Origin of the sequence: Mesorhizobium sp. B283B1A, assembly GCF_020165735.1 — a bacterium.
In the GTDB taxonomy this organism is placed as follows: Bacteria; Pseudomonadota; Alphaproteobacteria; order Rhizobiales; family Rhizobiaceae; genus Mesorhizobium; species Mesorhizobium opportunistum.
On the sequence record NZ_JAIUIQ010000039.1, the window covers coordinates 21099 to 37417 of the forward strand.

The 16319-nt window shown below is 62.8% G+C and carries 17 protein-coding genes and 1 pseudogene; 5 read left to right on the plus strand and 13 right to left on the minus strand.

Going from position 1 to position 16319, the window contains the following annotated elements; translation table 11 throughout:
- Positions 1 to 49: 49 nt before the first annotated feature.
- The 4 genes from LB577_RS26215 (at position 50) to LB577_RS26230 (ending at position 2852) form a co-directional block, all read left to right on the plus strand.
- A complete protein-coding gene (locus tag LB577_RS26215; RefSeq protein WP_013895120.1) occupies positions 50 to 190 on the plus strand; it encodes a DUF1127 domain-containing protein in 141 nt (46 codons plus the stop codon).
- A 574-nt stretch (positions 191 to 764) separates the two neighbouring features.
- The gene (trmFO, locus tag LB577_RS26220) at positions 765 to 2174 is read left to right on the plus strand and encodes a methylenetetrahydrofolate--tRNA-(uracil(54)-C(5))-methyltransferase (FADH(2)-oxidizing) TrmFO (protein ID WP_224689534.1); all 1410 of its coding nucleotides are present in this window, start codon (positions 765 to 767) and stop codon (positions 2172 to 2174) included.
- A gap of 71 nt (positions 2175 to 2245) precedes the next feature.
- Positions 2246 to 2548: a type II toxin-antitoxin system ParD family antitoxin gene (locus LB577_RS26225; protein WP_224689535.1), complete on the plus strand. Its 303-nt coding sequence runs from the start codon at positions 2246 to 2248 to the stop codon at positions 2546 to 2548.
- Positions 2520 to 2852 carry a type II toxin-antitoxin system RelE/ParE family toxin gene (locus tag LB577_RS26230; protein WP_224689536.1) on the plus strand — a complete coding sequence of 111 codons (333 nt, stop codon included), beginning with the start codon at positions 2520 to 2522 and terminating at the stop codon, positions 2850 to 2852. Before LB577_RS26225 ends, LB577_RS26230 begins: the two co-directional genes overlap by 29 nt.
- A 2-nt stretch (positions 2853 to 2854) precedes the next feature.
- Here the strand turns inward: LB577_RS26230 and LB577_RS26235 are convergent, their stop codons facing one another.
- The 6 genes from LB577_RS26235 to yajC all read right to left on the minus strand — a co-directional run bounded on the left by LB577_RS26235 (position 2855) and on the right by yajC (position 8535).
- Positions 2855 to 3805, minus strand: coding sequence for a sterol desaturase family protein (locus LB577_RS26235; protein ID WP_224689537.1), 951 nt, complete (start codon positions 3803 to 3805; stop codon positions 2855 to 2857).
- The gene (locus tag LB577_RS26240; RefSeq protein WP_013895115.1) at positions 3805 to 4239 is read right to left on the minus strand and encodes a hypothetical protein; all 435 of its coding nucleotides are present in this window, start codon (positions 4237 to 4239) and stop codon (positions 3805 to 3807) included. Before LB577_RS26240 ends, LB577_RS26235 begins: the two co-directional genes overlap by 1 nt.
- 82 nt (positions 4240 to 4321) lie before the next feature.
- Positions 4322 to 5170 carry a phytoene/squalene synthase family protein gene (locus LB577_RS26245; protein WP_224689538.1) on the minus strand — a complete coding sequence of 283 codons (849 nt, stop codon included), beginning with the start codon at positions 5168 to 5170 and terminating at the stop codon, positions 4322 to 4324.
- Between the two features lies 1 nt (position 5171).
- A complete protein-coding gene (locus LB577_RS26250; protein WP_224689557.1) occupies positions 5172 to 5564 on the minus strand; it encodes an Mth938-like domain-containing protein in 393 nt (130 codons plus the stop codon).
- A 28-nt stretch (positions 5565 to 5592) separates the two neighbouring features.
- The gene (secDF, locus tag LB577_RS26255) at positions 5593 to 8142 is read right to left on the minus strand and encodes a protein translocase subunit SecDF (protein ID WP_224689539.1); all 2550 of its coding nucleotides are present in this window, start codon (positions 8140 to 8142) and stop codon (positions 5593 to 5595) included.
- Between the two features lie 51 nt (positions 8143 to 8193).
- Positions 8194 to 8535: a preprotein translocase subunit YajC gene (gene yajC, locus LB577_RS26260; protein ID WP_010909882.1), complete on the minus strand. Its 342-nt coding sequence runs from the start codon at positions 8533 to 8535 to the stop codon at positions 8194 to 8196.
- A gap of 271 nt (positions 8536 to 8806) precedes the next feature.
- On the opposite strand from yajC, the gene LB577_RS26265 reads away from it, so the two are divergent.
- Positions 8807 to 9697, plus strand: a complete 891-nt coding sequence (locus tag LB577_RS26265; RefSeq protein WP_224689540.1) for an ATP-binding protein — start codon at positions 8807 to 8809, stop codon at positions 9695 to 9697.
- 39 nt (positions 9698 to 9736) lie between these two features.
- On the opposite strand, the pseudogene LB577_RS26270 reads toward LB577_RS26265, so the two are convergent.
- The 7 genes and pseudogenes from LB577_RS26270 to tatB form a co-directional block, all read right to left on the minus strand.
- Positions 9737 to 9915: pseudogene (locus LB577_RS26270) on the minus strand (helix-turn-helix domain-containing protein); the annotation flags it as partial.
- 176 nt (positions 9916 to 10091) lie between these two features.
- Positions 10092 to 11624: a peptidoglycan DD-metalloendopeptidase family protein gene (locus LB577_RS26275; protein ID WP_224689541.1), complete on the minus strand. Its 1533-nt coding sequence runs from the start codon at positions 11622 to 11624 to the stop codon at positions 10092 to 10094.
- A 259-nt stretch (positions 11625 to 11883) separates the two neighbouring features.
- A complete protein-coding gene (locus LB577_RS26280; RefSeq protein ID WP_013895107.1) occupies positions 11884 to 12543 on the minus strand; it encodes a protein-L-isoaspartate(D-aspartate) O-methyltransferase in 660 nt (219 codons plus the stop codon).
- A complete protein-coding gene (gene surE, locus LB577_RS26285; protein WP_013895106.1) occupies positions 12540 to 13298 on the minus strand; it encodes a 5'/3'-nucleotidase SurE in 759 nt (252 codons plus the stop codon). The genes LB577_RS26280 and surE overlap by 4 nt, the downstream gene beginning before the upstream one ends.
- Complete coding sequence (serS, locus tag LB577_RS26290; protein WP_224689542.1) at positions 13298 to 14602, minus strand: serine--tRNA ligase; 1305 nt, start codon at positions 14600 to 14602, stop codon at positions 13298 to 13300. The genes surE and serS overlap by 1 nt, the downstream gene beginning before the upstream one ends.
- A 102-nt stretch (positions 14603 to 14704) precedes the next feature.
- A complete protein-coding gene (tatC, locus tag LB577_RS26295; RefSeq protein ID WP_224689543.1) occupies positions 14705 to 15580 on the minus strand; it encodes a twin-arginine translocase subunit TatC in 876 nt (291 codons plus the stop codon).
- Complete coding sequence (tatB, locus tag LB577_RS26300; RefSeq protein ID WP_224689544.1) at positions 15577 to 16317, minus strand: Sec-independent protein translocase protein TatB; 741 nt, start codon at positions 16315 to 16317, stop codon at positions 15577 to 15579. Before tatB ends, tatC begins: the two co-directional genes overlap by 4 nt.
- Positions 16318 to 16319: the final 2 nt, after the last annotated feature.

Below are 16319 nucleotides of genomic sequence, written 5' to 3' on the forward strand. Positions count from 1 at the left end.
TTCTTCGGACCGCGAATGGTCCGAACCAGTTTTGAAAAAGAGAACGACAATGAACCTGATCCGCAACTATCGTAACTGGCGCGTTTATCGCGAGACGGTTACCGAGCTGGGTCGCCTTTCGAACCGCCAGCTGCATGATCTCGGTATCGTCCGCGACGAAATCAAGATCGTCGCCCGCCGGGCGATCTAACAGGAATTTCGCTGGGGTCGACCTCCTCCCCGACCTCCAGCGAACGGTCAGCCCTTATCCTCCTCCCGAGGGTTGACCACCAAAACGGCGCCCGCCGCACCTCCTCCCGCGGCGGGCGTTGTTTCCCCGGAGCAAAATGAATTTTGCTCCAAAGGGTTTTTGCCCTTTCAAAAGATAGCAAAAGAGATTTCGTCAAAGCCGACCTCCTCCCCGGCAATGACGAATAGGCCCGACCTTCACCTCCTCCCGAGGGTTGGCCACACAAACGGCGCCCGCCGCACCTCCTCCCGCGGCGGGCGTTGTTTCCCCGGAGCAAATGAATTTGCTCCAAAGGGTTTTGCCCCTTTCAAAAGATAGCAAAAGAGATTTCGTCAAAGCCGACCTCCTCCCCGGCAATGACGGATACGGTCGATCTTCACCTCCTCCCGAGGGTCGACCCCCAAAACGACACCCGCCGGACCTCCTCCCCCGGCGGGTGTTGTTGTATTCAGCGCCTGGTTTCGCCCCTCCGCGGTTTGCCCAACACCAGGCACGGCAATTGCAATCGCCGCACCAAACGATTATTCCGGCGCTCATGAGCAAAAATCCCATCCATATCATCGGCGGCGGTCTCGCCGGTTCCGAAGCCGCATGGCAGGCGGCGCAAGCCGGCGTACCGGTCATCCTGCATGAAATGCGGCCCGTTCGCGGCACTGACGCGCACAAGACCGATGGGCTGGCCGAACTCGTCTGTTCCAATTCCTTCCGCTCCGACGATGCCGAGAACAACGCCGTCGGCCTGCTGCATGCCGAGATGCGGCTGGCCGGTTCGCTGATCATGGGCGCCGGCGACGCCAACCAGGTGCCGGCAGGCGGCGCGCTGGCCGTCGACCGCGACGGTTTTTCCGACGCGGTGACGAAAAAGCTCGAAGCGCACCCGCTGATCACCATCCAGCGCGAGGAAGTGCCGGGCTTGCCGCCGGCGGATTGGGACCAGGCAATCATCGCCACGGGCCCGCTGACCGCACCGTCGCTGGCCCAGTCGATCGCGCAAGTGACCGGCGCCGATGCGCTCGCCTTCTTCGACGCCATCGCGCCGATCATCCATTTCGACACGATCGACATGGACATTTGCTGGTTCCAGTCGCGCTACGACAAGGTCGGCCCGGGCGGCACCGGCAAGGACTACATCAACTGTCCGATGGACAAGGACCAGTACCTCGCCTTCGTGCAAGCGCTGGTCGACGGCCAGAAGACCGAGTTCAAGCAATGGGAAGGCACGCCCTATTTCGATGGCTGCCTGCCGATCGAGATCATGGCCGAGCGTGGCGTCGAAACGCTGCGCTACGGCCCGATGAAGCCGATGGGCCTCACCAATGCCCACAATCCGACGGTGAAGGCCTATGCCGTGGTGCAGCTTCGCCGGGATAATGCGCTGGGCACGCTCTACAACATGGTCGGCTTCCAGACCAAGCTCAAGCATGCCGAGCAGGTGCGCGTCTTCCGCACCATTCCGGGCCTGGAAAACGCCGATTTCGCACGGCTGGGCGGCCTGCACCGCAACACTTACATCAACTCGCCGACCTTGCTCGACGGCTCACTGCAGCTGAAGTCGCGGCCTGGCCTGCGCTTCGCCGGCCAGATCACCGGCTGCGAAGGTTATGTCGAGAGCGCTGCGATCGGTCTGCTCGCCGGCCGCTTCGCCGCCGCCGAGCGGCTCGGCCAGCAGCCGTCGCTGCCGCCGCTGACGACAGCCTTCGGCGCGCTGCTCAACCACATCACCGGCGGCCACATCGTTTCCGACGATGAGCCGGGCAAGCGGTCATTCCAGCCGATGAACGTCAATTTCGGCCTGTTCCCGCCGGTCGAAGCGGCGAAGATCGAAGGCAAACGCCTGCGCGGCAAGGACAAGACCGTTGCCAAGCGCCACGCTATTACCTCGCGCGCGCTGGGTGATTGCAGGCAATGGCTAGGCCTGCCCTCGCAAGCGCAAGCAGCCGAATAGCGGGCCTTTCGGATTGGACCGGCGGGCAGAAGTAGGATAGTATCCTACTTCTGCCCGCCGGGAGCTGTTCCATGGAATCCGCCGAGAAACTGTCTATCACTGTCACGCCCGCAATGGCGCGCATGATCCGCGAGAAAGTCGAGGATGGTTCCTTCGGCTCCGCGAGCGAAGTGATCCGCGCGGCGCTGCGCGCCTTCCAGCGCGAAGAGGAAGAGCACGCCGAACGGATGGCGTCGATCCGGGCGCGGGTGAAGGCGTCGATCGAGGATACGAGGCCCGCCGTTCCACTCGAAAATGCAATTGAAAGAGTAAAGAGCCGCATTTCGCAACTCGCGCGAGACACCGATGATACAGCGTCTCGCCGTCGTTCTTAGCGAAGAGGCGATTGCCGATCTCGAAGCGATTGCTGTCTACATCTTCGATAGCAGCGGAAGCGAAACCATCGCCAACCGTTTTGTCGATCGGATCAAAAATCGCTGCCAAGGCATCGGTAACGCCCCTCGCGGGGGTCGCCCCCGCGACGACATCATGCCGGGGCTACGAGCTGTCCCCTTCGAACATTCCGCCGCCATCGTCTATGTCGTGAATGACAATTTCGTCCGCATCGTCAACATCTTCTACGGCGGCCGTGACTACGAAGCACTGATGCGCGATGGTGGTTCGAGCGAGCCCTCGTAGCGCTACTCGCCCGGCCCGCCTGCCGCCATCGGCAGCCCCGGCTTCCCCGCCTCGCTTGGGTTTCGCCTGACATAGGCCGCCTTCAGGCTCTCCGAAGTCTCGCGCGAACCGTCATGGCTCCAGCCCGGCGGCTTGATCAGATAGTTGATGCGATCGCCAATCGAAAGACCTGGCGCAAAAGCGTCCCTGAACATGCCGATCCACTCGTGAAAAGCCACTTTCAGCGGGTTGAAGGTGCCGAGATTCTTGACGATGCCGTAGCGCGGCCGGTCCTCCTCCAACTCTTCGACGAAAGTGCCGAACATGCGGTCCCAGATGATCAGCGTGCCGGCATAGTTGGCGTCGAGATAGCGCGGATTGGTGGCGTGGTGGACGCGGTGGTGCGAAGGCGTGTTGAAGACGAATTCGAACCAGCCCCACATCTTGCCGATGGTCTCTGTGTGGATCCAGAACTGCCAGACGAGGTTGAAGCCGAAGGTGAAGGCAATCACCGCCGGATGGAAGCCGAGCAGCACCAGCGGCGCCTGCAGAACGAACATGAAGGTGAACAGGCCGGTCCAGCTTTGCCTAAGCGCCGTCGACAGATTGTAGTGCTGACTGGAGTGATGGTTGACATGCTCGGCCCACACCCAGCGCACCCGGTGCGCGATGCGGTGATAGACGTAGTAGCGCAAATCATCGAGCAGGAAAGCGGCCAGGAACACCCAGACCGACAGGCCGAGGTTGAAGACACGGAACTGCCACAGCCACAGCAGTGCCCAGTAGGAGACGACGCCAAGCAGCAGTCCGGCGACGACATTGCCGGTGCCCATCATCAGGCTGGTCAGCGTGTCGCGCGTCTCGAACGAGCCCTTGGCGCGGCCTGTGCGCACCAGCCAAAGCTCGATCAGGATGGCGGCGACGAAGAACGGAATCGCCAGCTGGGTGACTTGCGGAAAATTGTAGTCGTCCATCAAGCAGCCTCCGCGGTGGAATTTGATTGGTGCGCGCTGAGAGCATTCAGCAAGGCTTGAGCATCGCCGGCACGGGCAAAGCGGAAGCTGCCGCCCTTCCAGGTAAAGTCCGTCAGGCGCACCAGGATCGTGTTCGTCTCGTCGGAGTTGGACACGGAGACGTCCGCAGCCGTGACGATGCGGGTCAAAAAGCAGTCGCCGACGCTGTGCACGATGCCGATGCGCCCGTGCCCGATATCCAGGAATGCCGTCCTGGCATCCGCCGTCAGGTGGACTTTCGCGGCCACTTCGTCGGGAAAATCCTCGCCGAAACGGCTCAATGCCTGATCTGCGCCGGCAAGCATTGCCGTCCTGCTGCCGCCGGTGAAATGCACGGCAGCGACCGACAGCGCAATGCCGAACACGACAAGGACGACCAGCACAGGCAAGCTCATGGATGGATTTCCTCCGGCCGGCCTGTCGTCTTCGGGGACAGTTCTCGGCTCGGCCGAATCCTTAACACGGTTGACTTTTACGTCAAAGTGCCGGCCAGCCCTTGCTTGCACGACGCAGCAGCAGCCAATGCCGGCGCAAGGCGGACAGCCGTACGACGCCATCGAACGGTGATTGGCGCGACCGTTCCATCTTGCCGAGATAAGCGCGCGACAGCGCCAACGGCAGAAACGCCACACGCAACGATGCCGGCAGCGCTACGGCGCCTCGCTCGAAGGCGGAAAGATGCTCGCGCGCCAGCGCCATCATCGCCGCCACCGCGCGCTGCGCACCAGGCCCGCCATCGCCAGCGACAAACTCCTCCGGCGATGAGCCCGCCGCCGCCAGGATGTCGGCCGGGACAAAACACTGCCCTCGCTTGCGGTGCAGCGGCAGCAGAAGCAACAGGCCGGTCATTGCCTGCGCACAGCCTGCCCTGCCCGCCAGTTCGGCGAACCTTGGCGCCTCGACAGGATCGAGCACCATCGCGGCAAGCTGGATGAGTGCTGCTGCCGTCTCGCCGCAATAACCTTCCAGATCGGTGCGCGACGGCATCGGGTCGTCGTAAAGATCGAAGATGCGGGCTTCGAGCATGTTTTCGAAGGCAAGTTTCGGCAATTTGAACGCTGCGACGGTGGCATTCAAGGCTTCGGCAACCGGATGACCCGCACCCGCCTCGCCGCCGGCGGCGATCACGTCCCGCCACCATTGCAGCCGCACCTCGCCGGGCAACGGCTCGTGGATGCGATCGCGGATACCGGCGATCTCGGCATTGAAGGCATAGAGCGAAAACAGCGCATCGCGCTTGTCGGCCGGCGCATAGAGCGCGGTGAGATAGCGATCGTGGTCGGCGGCGCGCACCGTGTCCATGACGATCTCGGTGTTCTGGGACATGTCAGTCGACGGCGATAAGCGCGGCGGCCACGGCGCGGTCCTCGGCCAGGAGCACGTTGTAGGTCCGCACGGCAGCCCCCGTCGACATCGGATCAGAGGCTATGCCGGCATCCTTCAGCGCCGCCCGCAGCGCCGCCGGCAATGGCCTCAAATCCCTGCCCATGCCGACCAGCAGGATCTCGACCTTGTCCGCCTCGGCCAGCAGCCTGTCGAAATCCGCGACCGTCAGCGCTACCGGATTGGCCGGCTCCCAGCCATGGATTCCTGACGGCAGGCACAGGAGCGAGCCGCGATGCGACATGTCGGCAAAGCGGAAGCCGCCATTGCCGTAGGCCTCGATCGGCGCGCGGCCAGGGAAGTGCGCCTCGCGGATGACGATGCCTTTGCCGGTCACCACTTTGTCACCCCTTCGGCGCCGCGCGTCAGGTCGCGACCGCCTTGCCGCCGTTGACCGGCTTCTCCTCGTCAGCCGAAGCCTGCGGCCGCAGCTTAAACAGGATCAGCAGCGGCGCCGCGATGAAGATCGACGAATAGGTGCCGAAGACAACGCCGAACAGCATCGCCAGCGTGAAGGAGCGGATGACTTCGCCTCCGAACAGCACCAGCGCCAGCAGCGCCAAGCTGGTCGTGACGGAGGTCAGCGTCGTTCTCGACAGCGTCTCGTTGATGGCGTTGTTCAGAAGCTGCGGCAGCGGCATTCGCTTGTATTTTCGCAGATCCTCTCGAACGCGGTCATAGACCACGATCGTGTCGTTTAGCGAATAGCCGATGATAGTCAGGATCGCCGCCAGCGATGACTGGTTGAACTCCAGCCCGGTGATGACGAAGAAGCCGAGCGTCATGACCACATCGTGCACCGTCGCGACGATGGCGCCAACCGCGAACTGCCATTCGAAACGGAACCAGACATAGACAAGGATGCCGACCAGCGCGACGATCATGGCGATGGTGCCTTGCTTGGCCAATTCGCCGGAAACCGTCGGCCCCACCACCTCGACGCGGCGGAAATCATACTGGTCCTGCAACTCGCCGCGGACCTTGTCGATCACCGTCTGCTCGGCATTCTCACCCGCGTCTTGCGTGCCGACGCGGATCAGCACGTCGTTCGGCGCACCGAACTGCTGCACCTGCACTTCGCCGATGTTCAGCTCCGTCAACCGGTTGCGGATATCGCCAAGATTGGCGTCGCCGCTCTTGGACTGCACCTCGATCAGCGAGCCGCCCTTGAAGTCGATGCCGTAATTGATGCCGACGCTCATGAACAGCACCACCGACAGTATCGACAACGTGCTCGACAGCGCAAACGTCCACCGACGGATGCCCATGAACGGGATTTTGGTGCCGGGCGGAACGAAGGTCACCGGCGCCTTCGGCAACTCCTTCGGGCGGGCGCGACGCAGCCAGATCGACACCAGCAGACGGGTGAAGGTGAAAGCGGTGAAGACCGTGGTCAGAATGCCGATGGCGTAGGTGATGGCAAAGCCCTTCACCGGGCCGGTGCCGAGATAGAACAGCACCACGGTAGCAATCAGCGAGGTGACGTTGGAATCGACGATCGTCGCCAGCGCCTTGGTGAAACCGGTGTCGATCGCCTGGATCACGGAGCGGCCGGCACGTCGCTCCTCGCGGATGCGTTCGTAGATCAGCACGTTGGAATCGACCGCCATGCCGATGGTCAGCACGATACCGGCAATGCCGGGCAAGGTCAGTGTCGCGCCGAGCAAGGAGAGTACGCCGACGATCATCGCCACGTGGACCGCGAGCGCGATGTTGGCGAGGAAGCCCAGGAAGCCGTACGCGACGAACATGAAGGCGACGACGAGGATCGAACCGATGATGCCGGCGACCTTGCCGGCATGGATCGAATCCTGGCCGAGGCCCGGACCCACGGTACGCTCCTCGATCACAGTCAGCGTCGCGGGCAGCGCGCCGGCGCGCAGCAGCACGGCGAGATCGTTGGCGCTCTGGGCGGTGAAATTGCCGGAGATCTGGCCGGTGCCGCCGAGGATCGGCTCGCGGATCTGCGGCGCCGATATCACCTGGTTGTCGAGGATGATGGCGAACAGCTTGCCGACATTCTGCGCGGTCGCCTGGCCGAAGCGCGCGGCACCCTTCGAATCGAAGCGGAATGAAACCACCGGCTCGTTGTTCTGCGAATTGTAGGTCGCCTGCGCGTCGACGAGGTTTTCGCCCGATACGATGACGCGGTTCTCGATCAGATACGGAACCGGCGGATCGTCCTGGGAATAGAGCACCGACGAGCCTGCCGGCGGCCGCCCCTTGAGGGCGTCCTGCACCGGCATCGACTGGTCGACCATCTGGAAGGTCAGCTTCGCCGTCTGACCGAGGATTTCCTTCAGCCGCTGTGGATCCTGCAGGCCAGGCACCTGGACAAGGATGCGGTCGTCGCCCTGCCGCTGTACGATAGGCTCGGTGGTGCCGAGCTCGTTGACGCGGCGCTCGACCACCTCGATCGACTGTGCCAACGCGGTCGACGTGCGGTATTTGATGCCGGCGTCGGTCACAGTGAATTTGAGCAGGCCGGGCTCGGATTCATCCAGCGACATTTCCTGGATGGAGCCGCCGGTGAACAGGCCGGCGGCAACCGGGTCGGTCAAGGTTTTCAGGGCCTTCTTGGCGGCATCGAGCTGGGCGGGGTCGGTGATGCGCACCTGCAAGGTCCGCCCGTTGCCGGCAAGACCGGTATAGCCGATCTTGGCGTCACGCAGCAGTGTGCGGATTTCGTCGCGTGTCGTCTCCAGCCGATCCTTGATCAGGTCGTTCTGGTTCATCTCCAGCAGGATGTGCGAGCCGCCCTGCAAATCGAGGCCGAGCGTCATCTGCCGCTTCGGAACCCAGCTCGGAAGTTGGGCCAGCGTGCTGGCAGGGAACAGATTGGGCGCGGCGAGGATCACTGTGATGGCCACGGCCACCCAGATCAGGATCATCTTGAAGCGCGAAAAATACAGCATATGGCGTCGTCCGTCAGAGCGTGTCCGCGGATCGCTCCGCCTTGAATTGGGTTATTTCTTGGCGTTCTGGTTGGCCACCGGTTCGCCCTTGACGCGCACATCGGCGATTGTCGAGCGCAGCGCCGTCACCTTGGTGCCGCCGCCGAGATCGATCTCGAGCTCATTGTCGTCGATCACTTTCGTCACCTTGCCGACGAAACCGCCGCCGGTGACGACCGTGTCGCCGCGACGGACCGCCGCCAGCATCTCGCCGCGCTTCTTCAGCTGCGTGCGCTGCGGGCGGATGATCAGAAAATACATGATCACGAAAATCAGGACAAACGGCAAAATGCTGATGAACATATCGGGAGAGGCGCCGCCGATGCCTTGGGCGTATGCCGGTGTCACGAACATCGAGGTACTCCTGAATTTTGAAAACGGCCGCGAACGGCCCCCTTGAAATTTGGCCGGAATATAGTCGGTAAAGTTGTCAATGCAACTGCGCGGCCCGGCAAATCGGCTGCTTTTCCGGCCTGTTGAGCCGTGTTAGAGCAGGATCGCGAAAAGCGCGAGCCGGTTTTCCGAAAAGATCACGCTCGAACAAAAGGTTGGAACCAGTTTCGAACCCGACGGATTCGAAAAGATCGCTTCCACCTGCCCGAGGAAACGAAGCAAAAGACCTGAAATGACCGACAGCAGCATCGACGCCCTCAACAAGAAACTCGACAGGCTGATCGAGGCCGTCAGCCGCCTCGCCCCGCCGCCGGTGCCCCAAACCGACCTCGGCGAGGCCGACTGCTTCGTCTGGCAGGCCGATCCCGGCTATCTTGAGCCGGTGCGCAAGGTCAACCGCGTCGACATCGGCCTGATCCGCGGCGTCGACCGTGTCCGCGACATCCTGGTCGACAACACCGAGCGCTTCGCCGCCGGCCACCCGGCCAACAACGTGCTCTTGTGGGGCGCGCGCGGCATGGGCAAATCGTCGCTGGTCAAGGCCGTGCACGCGGAAATCAATACCAAAGCCAAATACGAACAATCCAGGTCCGACCTGCCGCTCAAGCTGATCGAGATCCACCGCGAAGACATCGACACGCTGCCAAAGCTGATGGGCTTGCTGAAGGCGGCTCCCTTCCGCTTCATCCTGTTTTGCGATGATCTGTCCTTCGACCATGACGACACGTCCTACAAGTCGCTGAAGGCAGCGCTCGAAGGCGGCGTCGAAGGCCGCCCGGCCAACGTCATCTTCTACGCCACCTCGAACCGCCGCCATCTGTTGCCGCGCGACATGATCGACAATGAGCGCTCGACCGCCATCAACCCGTCGGAGGCGGTCGAGGAAAAGGTCTCGCTGTCCGATCGTTTCGGCCTGTGGCTCGGCTTCCACAAATGCTCGCAGGACGAATATCTCGACATGATCAACGGCTATGCCAGCCATCACGGCCTCGACGTCGACCCCGAGCAGTTGCGCGCCGAGGCGCTGGAATGGGCAACGACCCGCGGCAGCCGCTCCGGCCGCGTCGCCTGGCAGTTCACGCAGGACCTGGCAGGCCGGCTAGGCAAGCCACTCAAGGATTGATGCATCGGATTGCGTCGCCAACGCCATCTAACGTCAAGATCATTTGGGCGGCTGCGCCCGTCGCAAGTCACGCGGCGTTTGGCCGATCTCGCGGCGCATCCAATGCGCTAGGTGTGTGGGTGCGCGAAGCCCGTCAATTCCGCCACCTCGCTTGTGTTGAGATCGCCTTGCCGCAGCAGAATGCGCGCACGTTCGACCCGACGTCGCAACACGCTTCTCGGCGTGAAGGCGAGCAGCCTTGAGACGATGATAGCCGACACGCTGCGTGATCATCTTTGAGCCTTGAGGGAATAGGTGTTGGGCAGCAACTGAAAAAGCCCGCTCCTTGCGGGGCGGGCTGAGCCGGCGGGCTGGACTGGAGGTCAGACGGCCCGCAAAATTGCTTTTTTTTCTTCTATTCGAGATAGGTCGAGGGATCGACCGGGGCCGAGTTCTTGCGCACCTCGAAGTGCAGCTTCGGCGAGTCCGTCGTACCGCTCATGCCAGATAGCGCAATTTCCTGTCCGCGCTTGACCTTCTGGCCGCGCTGAACCTCGATCGAACTGGCGTGGCCGTAGACAGTGACCAGTCCGTTCTCGTGGCGCACCAGCACCGTGTTGCCGAATTCCTTGAGGCCGTCACCGGCGTAGATGACGACGCCGTTCTCGGCCGCCTTGATCGGCGTGCCCGAGGGCACGGCGATGTCGACGCCGTCCTTGCCGGATCCGAAACCAGAGATCACCCGGCCGCGCACCGGCCAACGCATCTTGCCGATGCCCGTGGCATCCGGCGCCACCGCGTCGTCGTCCTCGGCCTGCTGGATGACCTTCGCATCCTTCTTCGGCGGCGTGTAGGATGCCAGCGTTTCCGACGGCGTCGTCTTTGCCGCAGGCTGCGTCGTTGCCGTCGTCACCGGATCGACCTTCGCCGGCTTGACGCTGGCGACAGTCGCAGTTCCGCCGGCCGGCACCTTCAAGGTCTGGCCGATCTTGAGCAAGCCATCCTTCATGCCGTTGGCCTGCTTCAGCGCAACGACACCGACACCGGTCTTCCTGGCGATCGACGACATCGTATCGCCCGACTGGACCGTATAGGTACCGGGGGCGCCGGTTGCCTTAGCTACCTGCGTCGGCTTGGGCTCCTTGGGCTGGCTTGCGGCGACCGACGTGTCGACCTGAGCGGCAGCCTTGCCTTCCTTGAGCTTCGGCTGCTGCGGCAGCACCGCGACCTTGTCCGGCGCGGTGGCCGGCAGGTCATGCTTCCCGTCCTTCGCCGGCTTTGCATCGGCGACCTTCGGCTCGGCCTTGCTCGAATAGGCATAGGCCGGGATGACGATCTTCTGGCCGCTCTTCAGCCCCTTGGTCGGGCTGAGGCCATTCACCTTCATGATGACATCGGCCGGCACCTTATAATGCGCTGCCAGGCCGGAAATGGTCTCACCATCCCTGACGACGATCTCGGTCGCGTGCGGCCTGCCCGCCTCCGCCACCTTCGGCGCATCGGGCTGCGCTTCCTTGAACGGCTTCGCGGCCGGCGCGACGGTGCCGGTCGTCGTCCTGTCGACATGAGGAGCCGGCCGGACCATGGCCGGCGCCGATGCGACACGCACCGGATTGGCGGCAGGCGCGAGTGCCGGCTCTGGCTGCGCCTGGGCTGTGGCGGGCGGTGGCAACGGCCGGCTGGAGACCGGATCGAGGCTGGAGCGGCTCACCGACTGCGTATGGCTGCCATCGAGCGGAGCGGCCGAGACGTCGCCCGGATAGGGCTGCACGGCGTCCTGCTTGTTGATGATGGCGCGCTGATTGTTGGTCGAAGAGGTGAAGACGTCATCGACACTGTTGAACCGCGAAGCCTGGGAACTGCACCCTGCCGCCGCGCCTGCAATCATGAGAACAGCGCAGCCCCGCGCCAGATTGCGACTATTTGCCTTCAAAACACTGAATTGCATCGCACTAACCCGCACAAACGCTGAACCAACTGGACAGGATTAAAGCGCGTTAATGTTACTGGTCGGTTAACCCATTAGAATCCGACGAAAATTTTCTTAAAACATTTTCGAGTGGACTGGAGGCGCGTTGAGATTCAGGTCAGGCCGGGTCGAAAATGGTTGATACCGAGAACCGGAGCGGAGCGTACTTCAGTACGCGAGCGCTGGAGGCGCGGATATCAGCCATTTGCAGACCGGCCTCACCTGAATCTCAATGCGCCTAGATCACCGCGGCGACGCTGCGCAAGATCGGCTGCAAGCGCACCAGGCCGATATCCTCGCGCTCGAAACGGCTGCCGACCTTGGTCAGCTTGGCCAGCACCTGCTCGCCCTCCTCCGGGCCGATCGGTGCGATGACGATGCCGCCGCTCGACAATTGGTCGAGCAGGAAGCGCGGCAGGCTGTCGAAGGCGGCCCAGGCAACGATGCGGTCGAATGGCCCTTCATTGGGCAAACCGCCGGAGCCGTCGGCCTGGCGGACAATGACATTGCCGATGCCGAGCGCCTCGAAACGTTGCCTGGCCTGTTCGACAAGCGTCTTGTAGCGGTCGACGGTGACGACCCGCGCCGCCAGCCGCGACATCACCGCCGCGGTATAGGCAGAGCCGGTGCCGATCTCGAGCACGCGGTTTCCCGCTTCGATGGCGAGTGCGGCGATCACTGCCGCTTGCATGTCCGCCCCTTCGATCGCCTCGCCGCATTCGATCGGCAGCATGCGGTCCGACCAGGCGATCTGATGGAATTGTGCCGCCAGAAAGCCACGCCGCGGCGTCGCCTCGAAAGCCGCGATCAGCGCCTTCGGCACCGTTCCCCTGCCGCGCAGGCGCAAAAGGAAAGCCGCAAATCCTTCGCGATCGTCGATTGGAAAGCCCTGGTTCATGCAAGCGCCTTGCTCAATTGGTCACGGATCTCATGAGCGGTGAGGTCGAGCTGCAAAGGCGTCACCGACACCAGGCGGTTGCGCAGTGCGTAGAGATCGGTGCCTTGCTTGCCCTCGACCGGCTCGCGGCCGAAGCGCAGCCAATAGTAAGGCAGGCCGCGCCCGTCACGCCGCTCGTCGACCCAGAGGCTGTGCACGAGCTTGCCCTGCGAGGTGACCACGGTGCCTGCGACTTCCTCGGGAAGGCAGTTCGGAAAATTGACATTGAGCAGCACGCCATCAGGCAGCGGCGTCGCGACAAGCTTCTTCAGCAGCGCCGGCGCCAGCGCCTCGGTGGTCTCATAGGGAACCACGCGATCCTCGCCGACAGTGCTGTAGCCCTGGCTGAGCGCGATCGAGCGGATGCCGAGCAGCGCGCCTTCCATGGCGCCTGCGACGGTTCCCGAATAGGTCACGTCGTCGGCGATGTTGGCGCCCGAATTGATGCCTGACAGGATCAGGTCGGGCGCGCCGGGCAGGATCTTCTTCACGCCCATGATGACGCAATCGGTCGGCGTGCCGCGAACGGCAAAATGCTTCTCGCCGATCTTGCGCAGCCGCAGTGGCTCCGAGATCGACAGCGAATGCGCATAACCGGACTGGTCCTGCTCCGGCGCCACCACCCAGACATCGTCGGACAGGGTGCGGGCAACGCGTTCGAGCGACGCCAGGCCCTCGGCATGGATGCCGTCGTCATTGGTCAGAAGAATGCGCATTATTTCGATTCGATCTTTTCTAGACCGCCCATGTAAGGCCGCAGCACTTCAGGAATGGTTACGCTGCCATCCTCATTCTGGTAATTTTCGATGACAGCTATGAGCGCGCGGCCGACAGCGGTGCCCGAACCGTTCAGCGTATGGACGAAGCGGTTGCCCTTGCCGTCCTTGTCCTTGTAGCGGGCGTCCATGCGGCGCGCCTGGAAATCGCCGCAGACGGAGCAGGACGAGATTTCGCGATAGGCGTTCTGGCCGGGCAGCCAGACCTCGATGTCATAGGTCTTGCGCGCGCCAAAACCCATGTCGCCGGTGCACAGCACCATGGTCCGGAACGGCAGGCCGAGCCGCTTCAGCACTTCCTCGGCGCATTGCGTCATCCGCTCATGCTCGGCGATCGACGATTCCTGGTCGGTGATCGAGACCAGCTCGACCTTGTAGAACTGGTGCTGGCGCAGCATGCCGCGCGTGTCGCGCCCGGCCGACCCTGCTTCGGAGCGGAAGCACGGCGTCAGCGCCGTATAGCGCAGTGGCAGCTTTTCATGCGCGGTGATTTCCTCGCGCACCAGATTGGTGAGCGGCACTTCGGCGGTGGGGATCAGGCCAAGCCGGCCATCCCCGTGCGGCGTGAAGAACAGATCCTCCTCGAACTTCGGCAACTGGTTGGTGCCGAACAGCACCTCGTCGCGCACCATCAGCGGCGGAATGATTTCCTCATAGCCGTGCTCATTGGTGTGCAGGTCGAGCATGAACTGGCCGATCGCGCGCTCCATCCGCGCCAACCCGCCCTTCAGCACGGTGAAGCGTGAGCCCGACAGTTTTGCCGCGCGCTCGAAATCCATCATGCCGAGCGCTTCGCCGATCTCGAAATGCTCCTTCACCCAATTCGGGCGCGTCGGCACTTCTCCAACGATATGCTTGACCACATTGTCGTGCTCATCTTTGCCAACCGGCACGTCGTCGAACGGCACATTGGGCAGCACGGCAAGCGCGTCGTTCAGCGCCTTGTCGAGCTCGCGCTCGCGCGCCTCGCCATTCTGGATGAAGGTCTTGATCTCGCCGACTTCGGCTTTCAGTTTTTCCGCAAGGGCCGCATCGCCCGAACGCATGGCGTTGCCGATCTCCTTCGAGGCGGCGTTGCGTCGCTCCTGCCTGGTCTGCAACTCGGTGACATGCTCGCGCCGCGCCTCGTCCCTGGCGATCAATTCATCAACCGTGGACTGCGCCTCAGCCGCCGACCACGAGCGCTTGACCAGCGCCTCGACAAGGGCCTTCGGGTTGTCGCGAATCCATTTGATGTCAAGCATGGTTTATCCGTCCTCAGCTATGCGAGAGGGCGTAAACCGCATCCTTGATTGATGCAAGATAGAGCGGGCAGCGACTGTCTATTTCCGGCGCTGCCTGTTGTCTTACGAAGCAGCCGGCGCTGGAGGCTCGTCCGGCGCTTTATCCGCCACGGTCTCGCCGGCTTCCTGCTTCTCGCGCGCCAGCCGCTGCTTTTCCTGATCCCGCTCGATCCACCGCGCGGCCCAGATCGAGACCTCGTAGAGAAGGATGGTCGGAATGGCCAAGCCGATCTGGCTCATCGGATCCGGCGGTGTCAGCACGGCGGCAACGATGAAGGCAATGACGATCGCCCATTTGCGTTTTTCCGCCAACGCCTTGGACGACAGCATGCCGACGCGCGTCATCAGGCTGGTCACCACCGGCAACTGGAACACCAGGCCGAAGGAAAAAATCAGCGTCATGATGAGGCTGAGATACTCCGACACTTTCGGCAGGAGCGAGATTTGCACCTGATCGTCGGTGCCAGCCTGCTGCATGGCGAGGAAGAACCACATCACCATCGGCGTGAAGAAGAAATAGACCAGCGAGGCGCCCATCAGGAACAGGATAGGCGACGCGATCAGGAACGGCAGGAAGGCGTTGCGCTCGTTCCTGTAGAGGCCGGGCGCGATGAACTTGTAGATCTGCGTGGCGATCAGCGGAAAGGCGATCACCATGCCGCCGAACATGGCGAGCTTGACCTGCGTGAAGAAGAATTCCTGCGGCGCGGTGTAGATCAGTTCGACCTTGTGCGGATCGAGCCCCGCCCATTTCGTCGCCCATTTGAACGGGACGACCAGAAGGTTGAACAGCTTCTTGGCGAAGAAGAAGCAGACCAGGAAGGCGACGAAGAAGCCGCCGAGCGACCAGATCAGCCGCCGACGCAACTCGATGAGATGCTCCATCAGTGGAGCGGACGATTTTTCGATCTCGTCCTTTTCCTTGTCCGAAACGCTCACTTGGCGGCTCCCGCCGTCTTTTTGGCTGCCGGCTTCTTCACTGGCGCAGGTTTTGGTTCGGCCTTCGCCACGGTCTTGGCAGCAATCGTCTTGGCCACGGCTGGCTTCACGGTCTTCGCCGCTTCAGGCTTTGCGGCCGCAGCGGTCTTCGCCGGTGCCTTTGGCGCGGCCGCCGCTTTCGCTGGCGCGGTAGCTTTCACAGCCGAAGCCTTGGCCGACGCTTTTGCAACCGACACTGCCTTTGCCGGCGCAGCCTTGGTCGCCTTCGGCGCCGCACTCGTTGACGGCGTTACCACCGATTCATCGGTCATTGCCGGGAAAGTCACCGGCGCGACCTCCGCGCCGCCAGGCATGGTCGTCGCGCCGTTCTTCAACGGCTCGGCCGCCACGGGTGTAGAGGGTGCGGGCGTTGCCGGATCAGGGGCCGGCTTCGGCTTCATCGCCGCGTCGACGCCGGCGCGAACATCGGCTGCCGCCTGCTCGAAGGGATTGAGCTGCTTCTTGATCTCGGCAACGGGACTGAGGCCCCTGAGCTCGTCGACCGACTTCTTGACGTCGTCGAGCTCTGCTTCCTTCAGCGCTTCGTTGAACTGCTTCTGAAAATCGGCGGCCATGGCGCGCAGCTTCGCCGTCGTGCGACCGAAGGTGCGCAGCATGTTGGGCAAATCCTTCGGCCCGACGACCACGATCATGACGATCGCGATCACCAGCATTTCGGTCCAGCCGACTTCAAACATGG